Below are 16,577 nucleotides of genomic sequence, written 5' to 3'. Positions count from 1 at the left end.
TCAAACGCTGCCTCAAGCGCTACATCGCCCGCGACCTCTACCGACGCCTCGAAGCCGCACCCCAGACACTTGACGCGGCATAGGAGCGTCCCCGCAACGCGAGGGGCCCGCCGTCGTCCGGCGGGCCCCCTTTCGCGTACCCCGGGGTCAGGCGCGGGATCGGCGGCGCAGCAGCAGGCCGGCGCCCAGCGCGACCAGCACCACGGCCGCGCCGATCGCCCACAGCCAGCCCGTACCCCCGTCGTCGTCCACCTCGTCGGCGGCGGGCGTCGGGCTCACCGCGGCGGTCGTCGGCGGGGCGGTCGGGGTGGTCGGGACGGCGCTGGTCGGGGCGGCGGTGGCCGACGGCGGCGCGGCGGCCGTGCCGGTGGTCAGGGTGAACCGGATCTCCCCGGTCACCGGATGGCCGTCGGCCGAGCCGACCCGGTAGGCCACGATGTAGAGGCCGGCGGCGCCCGGGGCGAACGGCACGCTCACCCGGTTGCCGGCGAAGGTCGGCGCACCGCCGGCGGCGGGCACGTTGTCCGGCCCGGTGATTGTGATCTTCGTCGTCGCGGGCGCCGGCGAGGCGAGGAACCGGAGCTCGATCCGCTTCGGCGCGGCGGCCACCCGCGCCCCGTTCTCCGGATCGCTGCCGGTCAACGAGTTGTGCGCGGCCGCCGGCGCGGCCGGCAGCAGCATCGAGATCCCGGCCGCCACCCCGAGCACCACCGACCAGCCACGCGCCACACGGGCGACCCTGCCCCCCATGAACCCCTCCATCCGGGTACGATCCGGCCGCTGATCATCGGCCGCTCTGTTGGTCGGTCGCAGATCGCAAATAGTTCCAAATACTCTCCCAGCGAGTGCAACCCTGCGCCATTCTGCGGAGTCTTTGAGGTGGACGCCGGTCCGCGCCCGGCGGCCACCCCTCGGCCGATCCAGCGCGACCTGTAACGAAGCCACCCATCGAACGGGGCGAGGAGGCGGCGATGGTCCGTAAGGTGAGGCGGCTGCTGGCGGCCGTGGCCGGGGTGGTGGTGGCGACGGCATGCTCGCTGGCCCTCGCCGCCGCGGCGGCGCAGGCGGCGCCCAAGCCCAAGCTCCCACCGGCCGGAGTGGACATCACCGGCCACCAGCTCGACCAGCCGCTGCAACTGCGCGCCGACACCCGGCCGGCCGAGGTGAACATGGTCGTCGACCAGGTCGAGTGGCTGGGCGCCAGCGGCCAGCAGCGCGGCCCGGCGGCCAAGGACCTCGGTCCGAAATACACGGTCGTGCTGCTCATCGGCGACAACCCGATGAAGACCTACGACCTCTACCCGCTCGCCAAGGGCGGCCCCCGGGTCTACCGGCCGGCCAAGCAGCCCGACCTGAGCAAGACCCGGGCCGGCTGGTTCTTCGGCCGGCTCAACATGTCCGAGACGCTGCGCGCCGCCGGGGTGCCGCTGGAGCGGCAGCTCGACACGCTCAGCGGCGGCATCGGCGGCGGCGAGCGGGTCATCCCCGAGGAAGCGCTCGACCCGGTGCAGGACATCGACGACGCGCTGGGCGAACTCCAGCGGCTGCTGCTGCTGAACGTCGGGGTGATGGTGGTCATCACCGCGGGCCTCGCCGGCATCGCGCTGCTGGTGCGCCGCCGCACCCGCTGAGCCCGGCTCAGACCTCCAGCACGACCTTGCCCCGGACGTGCCCCGCCGCCACCAGGCGCTGCGCCTCGGCCGCCTCTGCCAGCGGGAACGTCCGGGCCACGTACACGGTGAGCCGGCCGGCGTCGACCAGCCCGGCCAGCACGCTCAAGTCGTCCGTGGACGGCTTCACGAAGACGTAGCTGCCACCGAGCCGGGTGACGTGCTCCGGGTCGGCCGTGGAGATCAGCCGCGCCGGCCGGGCGAGCAGCTCGGCGGAGACGTCCAGCGCGTCGCCGCCGAACAGGTCCAGCGCCACGTCCACCCCGTCGGGCGCGACCGCGCGGACCCGGTCCAGCAGGCCGGCGCCGTAGCTGACCGGCTCCGCGCCCAGCGACCGGACGAAGTCGTGATTGGCCTCGCTCGCCGTGCCGATCACCCGGTGGGCCCCGAGCGCCCGAGCCAGCTGCACCGCCAGGTGCCCCACCCCGCCGGACGCGCCGTGCACCAGCACCGTGTCGCCCGCGCCGGTGCGGGCGAGCTGCAACGCCTGGTAGGCGGTGAGCCCGGCCAGCGGCAGCCCGCCGGCCTCGGCCCACGACGACTGCACCGGCTTGTCGGCCAGGCACCGCTCCGGCGCCGGAACCAGCTCCGCGTACGTGCCGTGCTGCACGTCGTCGCGCCGGACGTAGCCGATCACCTCGTCACCGACCGCGAACCCGGCCACCGCCGGCCCGACCGCCTCGACGACCCCGGCGGCGTCCCAGCCGGGCACCAGCGGGAAGTGGTTCGGCATGAGGCCGGCCAGGTGACCCTCGCGGATCTTCCCGTCGACTGGGTTCACCCCGGCGGCCCGCACCCGGACCAGGACCGTGTCGGGCCCCCACGGCGGGGTGGGCAGGTCGCGCAGGGTGAGCTGGTCGGCGGGGCCGTACGCGTCGATCGCCATCGCCTTCACCCGGCCCACGCTAGCCGCCGGACGGCGGCCGCGGGGTCAGCACCAGCGGCGCGGGGGCCTCTCCCGGCGCACGGTGCGGGTGCGCGGCCGGACCGGACCGTGCCGGTGCGCGCCAGCCCAACCGGGCAGGTCGCTGCGGCAGCCCTGCGCCGGCTCCGCCTCGGGCCCGGCCGGGGGCACCGGCTCGGCGGCCCGCTGACGGGGCACGGGCGGCTCCTCGTCCGCGCGCTCGGGCGTCCAACCCGCACCCGGCTCCGCCGGATGGGTCAGGCCCGTCCGGCGCGGGTGCTTGGCGGGCGCCGGCTGTTCGTGGTGGCCCAGCCGGCAGGGCTCGCCCTGGGCGCAGCCGTGCTCGGCCTCCCCCTGCGCCATCCCGGTCTCCTCACGTTCGCCATCGCCCGTCGGGCGGTCGTCACCCCGACGTGCTCTGACACCGTACTGGCCGGGCCCGACGGGGTGTTCAGCGCGTACCCGTGGAGATCGTCCGGGACGGGAACGGGTCAGGCCGGGCGGGCGGCGTCCAGGTCGGCTCGGGTGAGCAGGGCGCGCAGCGCGATGCCGTGCCCGGCGAGCGCCGCCGCGCCGCCCTCGCCCCGGTCGATCACGCAGAGCGCGTGCTCGACGGTGGCGCCCAGCTCGCGGAGCTGGCCGGTGGAGATCACCACCTGGCCGCCCGAGGTCACCACGTCCTCGACCACCAGCACCCGCCGCCCGGCGACGTCCGCGCCCTCCGCGAGCCGGGCCGTCCCGTACGCCTTGGCGGTCTTGCGGACGAACGCGCAGGGCAGCCCGACGTGCCGGGCCAGCGCGGTGACCACCGGGATGCCGCCCATCTCCAGGCCGGCCAGCACCTCGGTGCCGGGTGGGACCAGGGCGGCCAGGCCGGCGGCGACCCGGTCCAGCAGCACCGGGTCGGCCTCGAACCGGTACTTGTCGAAGTACTCGTCGGCGATCCGGCCGGAGCGGAGCACGAACCGTCCGGTGAGTCGGCAGGTGGCGTCGATGGCGCGGGCGAGGTCGGCGAGGTCGCGCGGGGTGTCGGTCACGGGAGATCATTGTCACCGGCCGCCGCCGCCGATCCGCCGGCGGGCGGGGCTCGGAGTGGAGCCGCTGGTCAGCGCGTGTCAGGCTGGTGCGGTGAGCGAACCGGGCGGGACCGAACTGTCGGCGACGCTGCGCCGCATCGAGCGGGCGGCGGGCGCGCTGTCCACCGCCAGCGTGGCGCGGATGGACGAGACGCTGCCCTGGTTCCGGGAGCTGCCGGCCGACCAGCGCTCCTGGGTCATGCTGGTCGCCCAGGCCGGCGTCCGGTCGCTGGTGCAGTGGCTGCACCAGGGCGGCGGCGCGACCGACAGCACCCAGGAGGTGTCGGACGAGGTCTTCGCCGCCGCGCCGCAGGCCCTCGCGCGCTCGATCACCCTCCAGCAGACCGTGGCGCTGATCAAGGTGACCATCGAGGTGGTCGAGGAGCAGGTGTCGCACCTGGCCGTGAAGGGCGAGGAGCAGTTGCTGCGTGAGGCGGTGCTGCGCTTCTCCCGGGAGATCGCGTTCGCCGCCGCCCGGGTCTACGCCCGCGCCGCCGAGACCCGCGGCTCCTGGGACGCCCGGTTGCAGGCGTTGCTGGTGGACGCGCTGCTGCGCGGCGACTCGCCGGACGTGCTGGCCAGCCGGGCGGCGGCGCTGGGCTGGTCGGACGCGCCCCCGGTGGCGGTCGCCGTGGGCCGCTCCCCCGGCGGCGAGGTGGCCGCCGTGCTGCACACCGTCTACCGGCAGGCCCGCCGCATCGGGGTCGAGGTGATCGGCGGCGTGCACGGCGACCGGCTGGTCATCGTGCTGGGCGGGGCGCCCGACCCGGTGGCGGCCACCGAGAAGCTGCTCACCGCGTTCGGGGAGGGCCCGGTGGTGGTCGGACCGGCCGTGCCCAGCCTGGACGAGGCGACCGACTCCGCCCGCGCCGCGCTGGCCGGCTTCCGGGCCGCACCGGCCTGGCCGACCGCTCCCCGCCCGGTCCCCGCCGCCGACCTGCTGCCCGAGCGGGCCCTGGCCGGGGACGCCGAGGCCCGCCGCCGGCTGCGCCACGACGTGTACGCTCCCCTGGCCCGCGCCGGCGGTGAGCTGCTGGAAACGCTGGACGCCTTCTTCGCCGCCGGCGGCACGCTGGAGAGCGCGGCCCGCGCGCTCTTCGTGCACCCGAACACGGTGCGCTACCGGCTCAAGCGGGTCGCCGAGGTGGCCGGTTTCTCGCCGCTCACGCCGCGGGACGCGTTCACCCTTCAGGTGGCGTTGACGGTCGGTCGGCTCGACCCGGTGGTCCCGGGAGTCGCACCGGTCCCGACCCAGACATTGCCCTCAGGGGCCGGCAAAACGCCACAGACAGGTGATGATCGGCGCCGATCTTTGTAGGGATCCTCCAAAGCTTCTAGTGCGGTTTGGTGCCGTGCGTTACAGCGCGACCCGCGAGTATCCGTCAGAGTCGTAGACGTGCTCGCCGTACTCTCACCCGGACAGGGTTCCCAGAAGCCCGGTTTCCTGACCCCCTGGCTCGACCTGCCCGGCGCGGCGGCGCGCCTGACCTCGTGGTCGGCGCTGGCCGGGGTCGACCTGCTCCACCTGGGCACCCAGGCGGACGCCGACGAGATCAAGGACACCGCCCGCACCCAGCCGCTGCTGGTCGCGGCCGCGCTGCTCGCCGGCGAGCACCTGCCGATGCAGGACGTCGCGCTGGTCGCCGGCCACAGCGTCGGCGAGCTGGGCGCCGCGGCCCTGGCCGGGGTGCTCTCCGCCGAGGCGGCCGTGAGCCTCGCCGGCGTACGCGGCCGGGAGATGGCCGCGGCCTGCGCGCTGGAGCCGACCGGGATGGCCGCCGTGCTCGGCGGCGACCCGGACGAGGTGCTCGCCGCCCTCGAGGCGCACGGGCTGCACCCGGCCAACCGCAACGGCGCCGGCCAGATCGTCGCCGCCGGCGCGGTGGCCGGCCTGGAGAAGCTCGCCGCCGAGCCGCCGGCCCGGACCCGGGTCATCATGCTCAAGGTGGCGGGCGCCTTCCACACGCCGTACATGGCCCCGGCCGAGGCCGCGCTGGCCGAGGTCGCCACCGGCATCACCCCGGCCGACTCGGCCCGGATCCTGCTCTCCAACCTCGACGGCACCGCGGTCACGCACGGCCGGGAGATGGTGCAGCGGCTGGTCCGCCAGGTGACCGCCCCGGTCCGCTGGGACCTGTGCATGCGCACGCTGGCCGACCTCGGCGTCACCGGCGTGATCGAGCTGCCGCCGGCCGGCACCCTGGCGGGCCTCGTCAAGCGGGAGCTCAAGGGCGAGGGGGCGCCCGAGATCGTCACCCTCAACACCCCCGACGACCTGCCCGCCGCGCGGGACCTGATCGCCCGGCACCGCGCATGAGCCCGCACAACGAGCCGATCCTGCGGGTCCCGCAGTCGCTAACGGAAGGTATCCACTGATGGCCGGCAGCCGGATCGTCGCGATGGGGCACTACCAGCCCTCCCGCGTGGTCACCAACGACGACCTCGCCCAGATGGTCGACACGAACGACGAGTGGATCCGCGACCGGGTCGGCATCGTCACCCGGCGGATCGCCGGTGACGAGACGGTGGCCGACATGGCCACCGCCGCCGCCGGAAAGGCGCTGGCCAACTCGGGCCTCACCGCCGCCGACATCGACCTCGTCGTGGTGGCCACCTGCACCTCGGTGGACCGCAGCCCGAACGTGGCCTGCCGGGTCGCGGCCAAGCTGGGCATCGCCGCCCCCGGCGCGTACGACATCAACACCGCCTGCTCCGGCTTCGCCTACGCGCTGGGCACGGTGGACCACGCCATCCGGGCCGGGGCGGCGCGCAACGCGATCGTCATCGGCGCCGAGAAGCTCTCCGACTTCACCGACTGGACCGACCGCTCGACCTGCATCATCTTCGGCGACGGCGCCGGCGCGGCCGTGGTGACCGCGACCGCCGAGGGCGAGCCGGCCGGGGTGGGCCCGGTGGTGTGGGGTTCGGTGCCGGAGAAGAGCGACGCGGTCCGGATCGAGGGCTGGCGGCCGTACATCGCGCAGGAGGGGCAGGCGGTCTTCCGCTGGGCCACCACCGCGCTGGCCCCGCTCGCGCTCCAGGCCTGCGAGAAGGCCGGCGTGGACCCGTCGGAGCTGGCCGCGTTCGTGCCGCACCAGGCCAACGCCCGGATCATCGACGGCATCGTCAAGCGGCTCAACATCCCGAACGCGATCATCGCCAAGGACATCGTCGAGTCCGGCAACACGTCGGCGGCGAGCGTCCCGCTGGCCCTGTCGAAGCTGGTCGAGCGGCGCGAGGTGCCCTCGGGCGCCCCGGTGCTGCTGTTCGGCTTCGGCGGCGGCCTGACCTACGCCGGTCAGGTCGTCCGCTGCCCCTGAAGACCCCCTCGGGCGCGAGCGCGCCGAGGTGCGACGACCGGCGTCGCCGGCCGTCGAGTGAACCCCCGATGAGAGGAACCAACCGCAATGACCCGTGACGAGATCACCGCCGGCCTCGCCGAGATCCTCGAAGAGGTTGCCGGGGTGAACCCGGACGACGTGGCCGAGGGGAAGTCCTTCACCGACGACCTCGACGTCGACTCGCTCTCCATGGTGGAGGTCGTGGTGGCGGCCGAGGAGAAGTTCGGCGTCAAGATCCCGGACAACGAGGTGCAGAACCTCAAGACCGTCGGCGACGCCGTCAGCTACATCGCGGCGCAGTCCTGATCATGAGTCGTCCCGACGTCGTCGTCACCGGGCTCGGCGCGACGACCCCGCTCGGCGGGGACGTCGCGTCGACCTGGGACGCCATGCTCGCCGGCCGCTCCGGGGTGAGTGCGCTCACCCAGGAGTGGGCCGCGCAACTGCCCGTCCGGATCGCCGCGCAGCTCGCCGTCGAACCCTCGGCGGTGCTGGACCGGGTCAAGCTGCGCCGGCTGGACCGGTCCGAGGCGATCGCCATCGTGGCGGCGCAGCAGGCCTGGGCGGACGCCGGCCTGGCCGACTCCGGGCTCGACCCGGAGCGGCTGGCGGTCAGCGTCGGCTCGGGCATCGGCGGCGCCACCACCCTGCTCGCCCAGGACGACATCCTGGAGGCGTCCGGCCCGCGGCGGGTCTCCCCGCACACCATCCCGATGCTGATGCCGAACGGTCCGGCCGCCTGGGTCGGGCTGGAACTCGGCGCCAAGGCCGGCGTGCACTCGGTGGCCAGCGCCTGCGCCACCGGCGCGGAGGCGATCGCGCTGGGCCTGGACATCATCCGCGCCGGCCGGGCCGACGTGGTGGTGGCCGGCGGCACCGAGGCGGTCATCCACGCGCTGCCGATCGCCGGGTTCAGCTCGATGCGGGCCATGTCGACCCGCAACGACGAGCCGGAGAAGGCGTCCCGCCCCTGGGACAAGGGCCGCGACGGCTTCGTGCTCGGTGAGGGCGCGGGCGTGGTGGTCCTGGAGCGCGCCGACCACGCCGCCGCCCGCGGCGCCCGGGTGTACGCCCGCCTCGCGGGCGCCGGGATCACCTCGGACGCGTACGACATCGTGCAGCCGCACGCCGAGGGTGAGGGCGCGATCCGGGCCATCGCCAAGGCGGTCGCGGACTCGGGCATCGCGAAGACGGACATCAGGCACGTCAACGCGCACGCCACCTCGACCCCGGTCGGCGACATGCTGGAGATCGGCGCGCTGCGCAAGGCGGTGGGCGACCACCCGCTGCTGTCGGCCACCAAGTCGATGACCGGGCACCTGCTCGGCGCGGCCGGTGCGCTGGAGTCGATCGCCACCATCCTGGCGATCCGGGACGGTGTCGTGCCTCCGACGATCAACCTGGACGACCCGGACGAGGGGCTGACCCTGGAGGTGGCCGCGCACAAGGCGCGCCACCTGGAGATCCCCGCGGCGCTGAACAACGCGTTCGGCTTCGGCGGGCACAACGTGGCTCTGGTGTTCACCCGAGCCTGAGCACGGCGTACCCGCTCCGGGCCCGCGTCCGCACCTGGACGCGGGCCCGGCGGCTCTCCGCCCCGGTTGCCGGGATGCTGCGGGAGGTCACCCTGCAAGCGCCCGTGCGCCGGCCGTATCCGGATTCGCCGCGGGGCAGGTCCGGGGTCGCGGGGGCCGTTAGGGTGAGGGCCGCCGAGCCGTCGAGGAGCACCACCCGTGGAAGCGACCGAGATCCGCAAGCTCGCTGCGCTCGAGGACACCCACTGGTGGTACCGGGAGCGGCGGGCCCTGCTGGGCCGGGCGCTGCGCCGGTTGGCGGCCGCGGGTACCCGCCCGGGCCGGGCGCTGGACATCGGCGCAGCCGGTGGCGGGAACACCCGGGTGCTGCGGGAGCACGGCTGGCAGCCCCTCGCCCTGGAGTACAGCGCCGAGGGCGCCGGGGTGGCCCGGGAACGGGGCCTGGACGTGATCCGGGCCGACGCCCGGCACCTGCCGGTCCCCTCGGCCGGCCTGGGCCTGGTGGTCGCCTTCGACATCCTGGAACACTTCGACGAGGACCACCTCGCGGCGGCCGAGATCCGGCGGGCGCTGCGCCCCGGCGGGACGGCCCTGATCGCGGTGCCGGCGGACATGCGGCTCTGGTCGGCGCACGACGTGGCGGTCGGGCACGTCCGCCGCTACGACCGTGCCGGGCTGCGGGCCGTGGTGGAGAAGGCCGGCCTGGTGGTCGACGAGCTGTGGAGCTGGAACGTGCTGCTCCGCCCGGTGGCCGCCTGGCGTCGCCGCCGGTCCACCGGCTCGGACCTGGACGAGCTGCACCCGCTGGTCAACCTGGGGCTGCGCACGGTCGTCACGGCCGAGCGCCACCTGCCGGTCAAGGCGCTGCCCGGGGTCTCGCTGATGCTCCGCGCCCACCGTCCGGCCTGACGTTCCAACCGGTCGGCGGTGGCCGCGTGTCGCGGGATCGGCGCGCACAGGCGCCGGACGCGATCGGGTCAGCGGGGCGCGGGCACCGCCTCGCGGGCCAGGGTGAGCGCGCCGAACAGCGCGGCGTCGTCGGCGAACCGGGACAGCACCACGTCGGGCCGGTGCGGCAGCACCTCGGTGAGCCGGTCGACCAGCAGCCCGCGAATCAACGTGTTACGGGCCACCCCACCCACCAGCACCACCCGCTGCGGATCCAGCAGCAGGCAGCAGGTGACCAGGTGACGGGCCACCTCGTCAACGCGGGCGGCCAGCGCGTCGCGCGCCGGCCCGGGACGCTCCGCCGCAGCGGCGAGCCCGGCCGCACCGTCCGGCAACCCGAGCTCCTCGGCAAGCCGGTCCAGGGCCCGGCCGGAGAAGTCCAGCTCCAGCATGGTGCCCGGCCAGGGGCCGCCGGCCACGGCGTACCCGATCTCGCCGGCCGCACGACGGTGTCCGGCGACGACCACGCCCCCGACCGTCACGGCCGCCGCCACGCCGGTACCGATCCCCACGACGAGGCCGGGGTCGGCGTCGCGCAACGCGCCCAGCCGCAGCTCGGCCAGGGCGGCCGCGTTCAGGTCGTTGTCCACCGCCACCCGGGCGACGTCGAGCGCGTCCCGGACCGCGTCGGCCAGCCGCAGCCGCTCCCACCCGGGCACGTTGGGGGCCAGGTCGATGCCGTCCGGGCGGACCACGCCGGGCGACGCCACCCCGGCGGCGGCGAGCGGCCCGCCGACCCCGGCGAGCAGCTCGCCGGCGAGGTCCAGCGCCCGTTCAAGCGCCTGCGGCGCGCCTCGGTCGGCGTACGTGGGGACCCGCCGGTGAGCGAGGAGCCGCCCCTGCGCGTCGGCCACCCCGACAGCCATCTTGGTGCCGCCGAAGTCGATGCCGAGCAGCAGCCCGTCGACGCGGGTGCCGGACAGGGGAGGCCCTGAGAGCCGCACGCTCACCGGGCCACCAGCTTGGCGGCGATCGCGTCGAGCGCCGTGTCGGCCCGGCCGAGGCGGTCGCGTAGCGCGGCCAGCCGGTCGGCGGCACCGGCGAAGGCGGCGCGGAGCGTATCCACCTGAGCGCGGACCGCGCCGGCGCCGGGACCGTCCGCCTGGGCCCGGTTCAGCACCAGGTCGGGACGGACCGCGGCAGCGATGAGATCGTCGACCGCGGTGTCGTCGAGCGGGCCGGTGAGCCCGTCGGCGGCGGCCCGGACGCCCTCGGCGGTCCAGGTGTCCGGCGCGCCGGCCCGGACCAGCCGGCCGACCACCGAGTGGGCGGCCCGGAACGGCACGCCGTGCCGGGTCAGCGCGTCGGCCGCCGCCGTGGTGGTGGCGCCGGAGGCGACGATTTCCTCCCGAGTCGGCGGGGACAGCGGCGCGATGTCCGCGAGGAAACCGCCGATCAGGGCGAAGAACCGCTCCGCCCGGTCGTTGCTCTCCCAGAGCCGGACCTGCACGTCGGTGGTCGCGTTGTTGGAGTCCTCCCACCAGGCGGCGCCCACGTTGTTGAGCACGGAGGCCGCGTCGGCGGCGGCCTGGCCGGCGTACGACACCAGGTGCTCCAGCACGACCGGGTTGCGCTTCTGGGGCATGATGCTGCTGCCCTGGGTGAAGTCGGCCGGGGTGGTGACCCAGTTCCAGCTCAGCCAGTCCATCAGGGTGCGGGCCAGCCGCGCCCCGGTGGCCAGCGCCTGCGCGTTCAGGGTGCCGACGCGGACCAGGTGGTCGGCGCCGGCGACGGCCTCGTAGGAGTTGGTCACCAGGCCGGCGAAGCCGAGCAGCTCCGCCACCCGGGCCGGGGCGATCTCCAGGTCGGTGCCGGCGAACGCGCAGGAGCCCAGCGGCGAGACGTTGAGCTGGTCGATCAGGTCGGCGTAGGCGTTCGCCTCGCAGGCGAGCGCCTCGGCGTACCCGGCGAGGGCGTGCCCGATGGTGGTGGGCTGGGCCGGCCGGCGGTGGGTGTAGCCGGTGATCACCACGTCCGCGTACCGGTCGGCGCTGTCCAGCGCGGTCCGCCCGGTGGCAAGCACCCGGTCCAGCACATTGAGGAGCTGGTCGCGCAGCAGCATCCGGAACACCCCGGCGTCCAGGTCGTTGCGGCTGCGGGCCATCTGCACGTCCAGCTCTGACGTCGGGATGCCGCACGCCGCGGCGAGCCGCTTCTCCAGCAGGTAGTAGGTGTCCTCGAAGGTGCCGTCGTACGCCGGCGCCGGGGTGCTGTCGGCGCGCAGCTCGGCCAACCCGCGCAGCAGGCGGGCACCCCGCTCGGCGGGGATCAGCCCCTGCTCGGTCAGCATCACGACGTGCGCCTGGCTGGCGCGCACCATCGCCGGGTAGAGGTGACCGACGTGGTGGTCGTACGTGGGCGCCAGGTGGTGCCGCTGGTAGGTGGTCAGCGCGGGTGTGCTCATCGGGGTTCCTTCCAGTCCGCGGGCGCCCGGTCGGGCGGCCCTGCGGGTTCGGCCGGTCAGTCGGTCAGGCCGAGCAGTCGTTCGGCGTTGCCGGCGAAGATCGCCCGCAGGTGGTCGTCGGGCATCCCCAGCTCACGGCAGACCCGGAGCTGGTCGTCGAGGTAGCGGGTGACGTAGCCGCGCGGGAACCAGGACGAGTCGCTGCCGAAGACGATCCGGTGCGGGCCGATCGTCTCGTAGCAGCGGCGGAAGAGGTCCTCCAGCGTCAGCTTGTACGGCATCCAGCGCACCCACTGGTTTGAGCCGGACGTGTCGATGTGGATATTGGGACAGTCCCATGCGGCGAAGAAGAGCTCCTGCACGTGCTGCACGCCGAAGTGCGGCACCACCACGGCCAGCTCCGGGAAGCGGCGGGCCATCCGGGCCAGCTCCTCCGGGCCGCCGTACCGGCCGATGCTGAGGCCACCGGCGCTGCCGTAGTGCCCGATGTGGATCAGGACCGGCACGCCGAGGCGCTGGGCGGTGCCCCAGAGCGAGTCCAGATCCTCGTGGTCCAGCGACCCGCGCAGCAGCGGGGCGAACAGCTTCAGCCCGCGCAGGCCGCGCTCGGTCACCGCGCGGTCCAGCTCGCCTGCGGCGTCCGGGCCGTACGGGTCGTGGTGGGCGAAGCCGAGCAACAGGTCCGGGTGACGGTCGACCACGTCGGCGAGGGTGTCGTTGCCGCCGCCGGTGACGAAAACTGCCCTGCGGACTCCGACCGCGCGCAGCTCGTCGGCCCAGCGGTCGGCCTCGTCCTGCCAATGCTCGGCGGGCGGTTCCGGGTCGGGGAAGCCCCACGCCTGGCGCCACTGCCGGGCGTACGGGGCCGAACCGGCGGCCCGTACCGCCCGCTCGTGCTCGCCGCCCGGGTGCATGCCGGCGGCCTGCTCGCAGGCGTGGATGGTGTCGTCGGCGCCGATCCGGAAGTGCAGGTGGAAGTCGACGACGTCCAGTCCTCGATCGGCGGTCATGACTCTCCCCTGTTCGGCAGCGGGTCGGCGGTGGGCGGGGACGGCGGTGGGGCGGCCACCCAGGCGGCCACTGTCTCCCGCAGCCGCTCGGCGGCGAGCGCCCGTACCGTCCGGCCGGCCTCCTCGCTGGCCAGCGAGACGTGCCCCGACCAGCCCTGCCAGGGATCGGGGCGGGACTCGACCAGCACGTACGGATGGGTCACCGGCAGCTTGGGCTTCGGCGGCAGGTCGGTGGCGGCGTCGAGGCGTACCGCGCCGGGGTCGAACCCGAGCACCCCGGAGGTCTCGTACGCCCCCCCGTGTCCCCGGGCCGGCGCCGCACCGTAGATCTCCGTCGTCTCCGCCGGGGTGACGAGCTGGAACCAGTTGACCAGGAGCAGGCTGGCGGTACACCGGCCGGAGACCCACTCCATCGCGGCCCGGACCGTGGACATGTTGGCGTCGTGGCCGTTGACGACCAGCAGCCGGGGAAAGCCGGCCGTGACGATGCCCTCGATCACGTCGGCGAGGTAGCCGACCGCGATCTCCGGCCGGATCGCGACCGTCCCCGGCCAGGGCCGGGTCTGCCCCGGGCAGGCCGCGTACGCGACGGCGGGGAAGAGCACGCCGCGCGGCCCTGGGCCGGCCGCGGCGCTCTCCCCGGCGAAGCCCTCGGCGAGGATCAGGTCGGTGCCGAGCGGCAGGTGCGGGCCGTGCCACTCGACCGCGCCCACCGGGAGCACCGCGAAGTCCGCCGCCGCGGCGACCGCGGCGAGCTCCCCGCCGGGGATCCGGGCGGCGGGTAGCAGCCCGCCGCCCGCCGGCCAACGGTCCGTCACGCCGTCCACTGCGCCGCCTCCCGGCTGGCCTTCCGGCCGCTCTCCAGCCGCCCGGAGACCACCATCACCACGAAGATCAGGGCGATCTGGAGCATGCCGTACGCGGCGGCGGTGCCCACCTCGAACGAGTACATACGGTTGTTGATCTCGACGGAGATCGGTGCGGTCTGCGAGGTGTAGATGAGCACCGAGGCGACGAACTCGCCGACGCCGTGCACGAAGGCAAGCAGCGCGCCAGCGAGCACGCCCGGCAGCATCAGCCGCAGGGTGACTGTGCCGAACGCCCGCCACCAGGGCGCGCCGAGGTTGCGGGCGGCCTCCTCGAGCGACGGGTCGAGCTGGGCCAGCGTCGCCGAACTGGAGCGGAACACCAGCGGCAGGAACCGCACGAAGTACGCCAGCGGCATGATCCAGAAGGTGCCGATCAGCACCTGCCCGAAGCTGAACGCGTTGCCGGTGCTGAACGCCGAGATCAGGTTGATCGCCACCACCGTGCCGGGCAGCGCCCAGGCCAGCATGACCGCCACGTCGAGGAGGCCGCGACCGCGGAAGTCCAGCCGGCGCACCGCGTACGCGACGAGCACGCCGATCACGACGCAGCCGACGGTGGCGATCAGGCTCATCTGCAGCGAGTTGACGATCGGACGGTACGCCTCCGGGTCGGAGAAGATCGTGACGAAGTTCTGCGTGGTGTACGCCGCGGGGATCACCTCGGTCGTCCACGAGCCGTCCTGCGAGAACGCCACCAGGGCGATCGTGCCCACCGGGGCGAGCAGCACCACGGTGGCGAGCACCGAGGCGAGCAGGGCCAGCCATCGGCCGATCGGGTTGGTGATCTCCCGGCGGTGCGAGGCGACGCCCTTGGACTGGGACCGGTAGCTGCGCCGTCCCTCGTACCAGCGCATGCCGAGCAGGAAGAGCACCGACACCACGCCCAGCACGGCGGCGTACGTGGAGGCCATGGGCAGGTCGCCGTTGGTGCGGTTGATGTAGATCTGCATGGTCATCGTCTGGTCCACCCCGAACAGCAGCGGGGCGGTGTACGACGCCAGCGACGTCATGAAGACCAGCAGCGAGGCGGAGACCAGCGCGGGGGTGAGCATCGGCAACAGCACCGTGCGCCAGACCCGGACCCGGCCGGCACCCAGGTTGTACGCCGCCTCCTCCACCGACGGGTCCATGCCGACCAGCGCGGCCGAGGTCGCCAGGTAGAAGAACGGATACATGGTGAACGTGTGCACCACCAGCACTCCCGCGACACCGCTGAACGGCAGCACCGGGTTCTCCGTGCCGAACAGGTGCTGAAGGCCGCGCGGCAGGATGCCGGTCTCGCTGTAGAGCAGTTGGAACGAGATCGCCCCGATCAGCGGCGGCAGCGCCGCCGGCACCAGGATGATGGCCTCGATCAGCCGGCGGCCCGGGAACGAGAAGCGCTTGAGCAGGAACGCCATCGCCACCCCGACGATGCCACAGAGCACCACGCTGGCCGCGGAGATCCCCAGCGAGGTGACCAGCGAGGAGCGGGCCACCCCGTCGCCGCTGAGGAAGACGGTGTAGTTCGCCAGGCCGTCCGCCCCGACGCTCTCCGCGAAGGTGGCGAACATCGGCTGCACCACGTACCCGAAGAGGATCAGGGCCAGCGGGAAGACCAGCAGGTACGGGAACCAGCGGGAGTTGGCGCCGCCGGCGAGCCGGGCGGGCCGGCGGGCGCGGGGCGGCGTCGGATCCTCGGTGACCGGCGGGACGGTGGCCGCACTCGGGGTTACCGGGATGGTGCTCACGGCCGCACCACCCACATCCGCTCCTGCGGCAGGCGCAGCCCGACCTGATCGCCCGCTGCCAGCCCGACGGGCACGTCGATGGCGGTGACCTGCACCGGCTCGCCGGCCACGTCGACCATCAGGTTGGTGGACATGCCGGTGAACTCCAGCTCGGTCACCCGCCCGGTGAGCGCGCCCGCCTCGGTGGGCGAGGTGAGCCCGATGTGCTCGGGCCGGACGGAGACCAGCGCCGTCCCGTTCTCGCGCAGCCCGTGGTCGGCAGGCGCGGCCACGGTCACCTGCTCGCCGCCGGGCAGCGCCACGGTGACGGTCTGCGGGCCGGCGGCGGCCACCGGCAGGCCGAGCACGTTGCTCCGGCCGATGAACCGGGCGACGAACGCGTTCGTCGGCCGGTGGTAGATCTCCTGCGGCGCGCCGATCTGCTGGACCCGGCCGGACTCCATGACGGCGATCCGGTCGGACATCGCCATCGCCTCGGCCTGGTCGTGCGTGACGTAGATGGCGGTGGTGCCGCTCTCCTTCTGGATCCGGCGGATCTCGACCCGGGTCTCCTCGCGCAGCTTGGCGTCGAGGTTGGACAGCGGCTCGTCGAGCAGCAGGGTGCGGGGCCGGATGACCAGGGCCCGGGCCAGCGCGACGCGCTGCTGCTGGCCGCCGGAGAGCTGGTCGATCCGGCGGTCGCCGTAGCCGGCCAGGTGCACCTGGCCCAGCGCCTCCTCGACCCGCCGCTTCGACTCGGCCCGGCCGACCTTGCGGATCTTCAGGCCGTACGCGACGTTCTGCGCCACGGTCATGTGCGGGAAGAGCGCGTAGTTCTGGAACACCATGCCGGTGTCGCGCTTGTTCGGCGGCCGGTGGGTGACGTCCTCCTCGCCGAACCGGATCCGGCCAGAGGTGGGGAAGTAGAAGCCGGCCACCATGCGCAAGGTGGTGGTCTTGCCGCAGCCGCTCGGGCCGAGCAGGGTGAAGAACTCCCCGGCGGCGATCCTGATGTCGACGTCGTCGACGGCCGCGGTGTCGCCGGCGCGCGCGAAGCTCTTGCTCACCGACTCCAGCGTGACATCGATCATGATGTCTCTCCTTGCATGCG

Annotated in this window: 16 protein-coding genes and 1 pseudogene; 7 read left to right on the top strand and 10 right to left on the bottom strand. The window is 74.3% G+C overall.

All coding sequences use genetic code 11. The annotated features are described in order from the left end of the window. Positions 1–147: 147 nt before the first annotated feature. Positions 148–750 (bottom strand): copper resistance CopC family protein, encoded by a 603-nt coding sequence (locus tag AB0F68_RS22130; protein ID WP_357341438.1) that lies wholly within the window; start codon positions 748–750, stop codon positions 148–150. Positions 751–971: 221 nt separating this feature from the next. Here AB0F68_RS22130 and AB0F68_RS22125 point away from each other — a divergent pair, with 221 nt between their 5' ends. Beyond that, on the top strand, positions 972–1,631 hold the full coding sequence (locus tag AB0F68_RS22125; RefSeq protein WP_357341437.1) for a hypothetical protein: 660 nt from the start codon (positions 972–974) through the stop codon (positions 1,629–1,631). Positions 1,632–1,638: 7 nt separating this feature from the next. Here AB0F68_RS22125 and AB0F68_RS22120 read toward each other — a convergent pair whose 3' ends face one another. From AB0F68_RS22120 to AB0F68_RS22110, 3 genes are all read right to left on the bottom strand, one after another. Then, positions 1,639–2,556: an NADP-dependent oxidoreductase gene (locus AB0F68_RS22120; protein ID WP_357341445.1), complete on the bottom strand. Its 918-nt coding sequence runs from the start codon at positions 2,554–2,556 to the stop codon at positions 1,639–1,641. A gap of 45 nt (positions 2,557–2,601) precedes the next feature. Then, a complete protein-coding gene (locus tag AB0F68_RS22115) occupies positions 2,602–2,937 on the bottom strand; it encodes a hypothetical protein (protein ID WP_357341436.1) in 336 nt (111 codons plus the stop codon). Positions 2,938–3,065: 128 nt separating this feature from the next. After that, complete coding sequence (locus tag AB0F68_RS22110; RefSeq protein ID WP_357341435.1) at positions 3,066–3,611, bottom strand: phosphoribosyltransferase family protein; 546 nt, start codon at positions 3,609–3,611, stop codon at positions 3,066–3,068. Here AB0F68_RS22110 and AB0F68_RS22105 point away from each other — a divergent pair. From AB0F68_RS22105 to AB0F68_RS22080, 6 genes and pseudogenes are all read left to right on the top strand, one after another. Then, entirely contained in the window at positions 3,568–4,968 is a 1,401-nt protein-coding gene (locus AB0F68_RS22105; protein ID WP_357341434.1) for a helix-turn-helix domain-containing protein, read from the top strand. The genes AB0F68_RS22110 and AB0F68_RS22105 overlap by 44 nt on opposite strands. Before the next feature lie 78 nt (positions 4,969–5,046). Continuing rightward, a pseudogene (locus AB0F68_RS22100) lies at positions 5,047–5,958 on the top strand (ACP S-malonyltransferase); the annotation flags it as partial. 67 nt (positions 5,959–6,025) lie between these two features. Then, positions 6,026–6,970 carry a beta-ketoacyl-ACP synthase III gene (locus tag AB0F68_RS22095; protein WP_357341433.1) on the top strand — a complete coding sequence of 315 codons (945 nt, stop codon included), beginning with the start codon at positions 6,026–6,028 and terminating at the stop codon, positions 6,968–6,970. 87 nt (positions 6,971–7,057) lie between these two features. Further along, entirely contained in the window at positions 7,058–7,297 is a 240-nt protein-coding gene (locus AB0F68_RS22090; RefSeq protein ID WP_088972559.1) for an acyl carrier protein, read from the top strand. A gap of 2 nt (positions 7,298–7,299) precedes the next feature. Next, on the top strand, positions 7,300–8,526 hold the full coding sequence (gene fabF, locus AB0F68_RS22085; RefSeq protein WP_357341432.1) for a beta-ketoacyl-ACP synthase II: 1,227 nt from the start codon (positions 7,300–7,302) through the stop codon (positions 8,524–8,526). Positions 8,527–8,724: 198 nt separating this feature from the next. Further along, positions 8,725–9,435, top strand: a complete 711-nt coding sequence (locus tag AB0F68_RS22080; protein ID WP_357341431.1) for a class I SAM-dependent methyltransferase — start codon at positions 8,725–8,727, stop codon at positions 9,433–9,435. 68 nt (positions 9,436–9,503) lie between these two features. Here AB0F68_RS22080 and AB0F68_RS22075 read toward each other — a convergent pair whose 3' ends face one another. From AB0F68_RS22075 to AB0F68_RS22050, 6 genes are read right to left on the bottom strand one after another with little or no spacing between them, the layout of a single operon-like run. Further along, positions 9,504–10,424, bottom strand: coding sequence for an ROK family protein (locus AB0F68_RS22075; RefSeq protein WP_357341430.1), 921 nt, complete (start codon positions 10,422–10,424; stop codon positions 9,504–9,506). After that, positions 10,421–11,878 carry a lyase family protein gene (locus AB0F68_RS22070; protein ID WP_357341429.1) on the bottom strand — a complete coding sequence of 486 codons (1,458 nt, stop codon included), beginning with the start codon at positions 11,876–11,878 and terminating at the stop codon, positions 10,421–10,423. Before AB0F68_RS22070 ends, AB0F68_RS22075 begins: the two co-directional genes overlap by 4 nt. 56 nt (positions 11,879–11,934) lie before the next feature. Next, positions 11,935–12,888, bottom strand: a complete 954-nt coding sequence (locus tag AB0F68_RS22065; protein WP_357341428.1) for an amidohydrolase family protein — start codon at positions 12,886–12,888, stop codon at positions 11,935–11,937. Continuing rightward, positions 12,885–13,706 (bottom strand): creatininase family protein, encoded by an 822-nt coding sequence (locus AB0F68_RS22060; protein WP_357341427.1) that lies wholly within the window; start codon positions 13,704–13,706, stop codon positions 12,885–12,887. Before AB0F68_RS22060 ends, AB0F68_RS22065 begins: the two co-directional genes overlap by 4 nt. After that, a complete protein-coding gene (locus tag AB0F68_RS22055; protein WP_357341426.1) occupies positions 13,703–15,487 on the bottom strand; it encodes an iron ABC transporter permease in 1,785 nt (594 codons plus the stop codon). Before AB0F68_RS22055 ends, AB0F68_RS22060 begins: the two co-directional genes overlap by 4 nt. Continuing rightward, entirely contained in the window at positions 15,484–16,557 is a 1,074-nt protein-coding gene (locus AB0F68_RS22050) for an ABC transporter ATP-binding protein (protein WP_357341425.1), read from the bottom strand. Before AB0F68_RS22050 ends, AB0F68_RS22055 begins: the two co-directional genes overlap by 4 nt. Positions 16,558–16,577 lie beyond the last annotated feature (20 nt).

Source organism: Micromonospora sp. NPDC023966 (assembly GCF_040639095.1).
In the GTDB taxonomy this organism is placed as follows: Bacteria; Actinomycetota; Actinomycetes; order Mycobacteriales; family Micromonosporaceae; genus Micromonospora.
Note: the sequence above shows the minus strand (reverse complement) of the source record. Positions and strands in the feature narration are given on the sequence as shown.